The sequence below is a fragment of the Spirosoma aerophilum genome, assembly GCF_054782495.1.
In genome coordinates this window covers 1-2,529 of sequence record NZ_BAAGSJ010000051.1, presented here as the reverse complement: position 1 = coordinate 2,529, position 2,529 = coordinate 1, and the positions used below count along the sequence as shown (strand labels likewise).

The window sequence follows — 2,529 nt, the reverse complement described above, 5'->3', positions numbered from 1 at the left end:
GCCTCCGGTAAGGCCTGAGGCCACCAACTGGCCGGCTGGAACTGGGTAAAAGCATGCAACTGATAGTCGATCAGTAATTGCTCACTGGCGGGCGATAAGGCCTCGTCGCTAGCACTGAAAACGGCTTGCCGCAGAAAATCGCGGACTGAGCCAGGCGAGGGTCGCATAAGGACCAGCCAGTAATAGCGCAACAGGGCGTAAGAAAGAGCCGGCGATTGAAGACCTATCGGATTGAGCAAGATCGCTTGCTTAACTAACTCCGGGGCCAGCCGACCTGTTTTTAAGCAAATCAGCCCCCCTAATCCATGCCCCACTAAGGTGACTTTACCCTTCCCCAACTGCCGCAGAATCTGTGAGGCCCATACGCCGTAGGCATCGGTAGCCAGCTCGGGGCTGTGGCCCGCACTCAGGTTTGGCTGGCCATTTATTTCCACCAGGCATAAGCGATAATTGGCTTTGAAACGGTTTAATTGCTGATTAACCGCCCAAGTCAGGGCGGTGGTGTGAAAGTCGGCGAAAAAGACCAGGGTTTCATAGATGCGTCGTTTGGGGGTATGCACCCAGACCACGGTGGTCCCCCAATCGGTGGGCAACTGCCAGGGCTGGAAGGTGTGGCGGGTGTGGTGTTGGAGTTGTTGGTTCCACTGGGTGAGGAAGTCCAGAGCCTGTGGAGGATTTCGGTAGCGGGAGTACTCAGCAGGTCTCATGGAGAGGGTCAGCAAGGTAACCCTAAGATAGCCAATTCGTATATTAGCCAAGGCATTGGTTGACTAAACGGTATGGAGTCGCAGCGCCTCCCCAGTGGATACGGGCTAGAGTAAGCGGGGGTTTTATTCCCGGAATTAAGTTGTTTCTGTATCCGAACAGCTTGGCTATAAACGACTGGCTTGTAACCGATTTGTCGTATCGGAGGTTTATCAGCTGTTGAGGGCGTATCGATGCCTCACAAGGCCTTGCTGCTCCTGAAGGGGTAACCGACTAAGGCACTTTAAGAGGCCCAACTATTGGGTAAGCGCCCAGGTCGTTGCTCATTCCTTAAATCCTGGGCTACAGCCCAAAGTACGCTTCTGACGTTACCGGCACTATGTTCATCCATCAGCATCTAGCCCTATGCTTACACCGTCCGATTTCCCGAATGATCAACTGCTGCAGGCGCTGCTGCAGGACACTCAGCTTGGGCTCATCCTGTACCGGATTGTTCGCGATCCCAGGGGCCAGCCCCTGGAGTTTCGCTATCAACTGGTAAACCCGGTGGCGGCCTCCCCCCTGGGATCATCCCCCCAAAAACTGGTTGGCAGAAACTGTCAGGACGTATTCACCCAAGGCGAGGAGTTACGGGCTTATTATAAACGAGTCGCCCTGGCTAGAGAGAACTTGCGGATTGACTACCAGTTGCCCGCGGATGGTCGCTGGTTCGAGGTGTTGATCACCTGCCAGGCGTACGACACCTTGCTATGTTTCTTTACCGATATCACCGAGCGAGTGCAGGCCGAGCAGGCCTTGATCAAAAACCTGACCTTGTTGGAAGAAGCCGAAGCGTTAGCTTGCATCGGTAGCTGGGATTATGATCGATCAAGGGGCCTTTTTTTCTGGTCGGAAGGGATGTACCGCTTGTTTGGCCTCGAGTCAGGAGCTGCCATCAGCGGCCAAACGTATCTGGCCGCTACTGTAGAAGCAGATCAGGCCTTGGCCCATCGTTTAGTAGAGCAGATTCAGGGTTCGATGCAGCCCTTTGAAGCAGAGCTGCACATTCATCGGCATGGTCAAGTGTGCCGAATTAGCATCAAGGGGGTTGTCAGAGCGGAGGGGGAGGGGGCTTCCAGCGGGGTATTTGGCATCGGACTGGACATCAGTGGCTCAACTCAGTAGGCCCTGGCCTTTACTTAGGTTGATCCGCAGAACGGGTAACTATCTCACATAATGCTCATTTCTGGGGCTGGGGCCATCCCGCTGAATGTGGTGTCCGATTAACCCCACAAAGACTTAGAGCAACGGATTGCCGGACGGTTCGACTTGGCATACGCGTCAAAGCAACTCCGTAGAGCTTACCGCCACGACGAGCCCTCAAAGCAGGAGGGCGGCTCACATTTATGCGTGGTTGAAGGAAACGATGACAGGCAAGCCAACCTTGGACCAATATCATAGCCCAAACCCAGAGGCATACTACGCCGCTGTTTGACACAACACGGTTGACATGCTTCCGCTAAACTCGGTGTGAGAATTTGATCGTTTCACCTTACCAGGCCTCACCGTTTGCTAAATCATACCGAGTTGATCATTTTTTCCAATAGGGTCGACCACTTGATCTAAAACGAACTGATTCAGTTTTGACAGGTGGGACCCAAAGTGCCGCCATGGTACGCAGCAAAGCCTTCTGCGATGGGTTCGATTTTTCAAAAGGGGCGCTCAAGCCAATGAATCTGCGCTGGCGGCAAACAACCCCATCGATGAACTTCGCTCCCAAATAATAGCCGAGTTTGCGTAGGTAGCCTACCAGAGTGTTGCTCAACGCTGCTTTCAATAACCAGT

Annotated in this window: 3 protein-coding genes; 1 reads left to right on the top strand and 2 read right to left on the bottom strand. The window is 53.6% G+C overall.

Features of this window, described 5'->3' with window-relative positions; all coding sequences use genetic code 11:
• Positions 1-707 (bottom strand): alpha/beta hydrolase (locus ACYVK4_RS33300; RefSeq protein ID WP_461131907.1); only part of this gene is annotated, 707 nt, incomplete at its 3' end.
• Between the two features lie 403 nt (positions 708-1,110).
• Between ACYVK4_RS33300 and ACYVK4_RS33295 the strand changes: the two genes are divergently transcribed.
• Positions 1,111-1,869, top strand: a complete 759-nt coding sequence (locus tag ACYVK4_RS33295) for a PAS domain-containing protein (RefSeq protein WP_461131906.1) — start codon at positions 1,111-1,113, stop codon at positions 1,867-1,869.
• Positions 1,870-2,275: 406 nt separating this feature from the next.
• Here the strand turns inward: ACYVK4_RS33295 and ACYVK4_RS33290 are convergent.
• A partial coding sequence (locus tag ACYVK4_RS33290; RefSeq protein WP_461131905.1) for a hypothetical protein occupies positions 2,276-2,529 on the bottom strand: 254 nt, incomplete at its 5' end.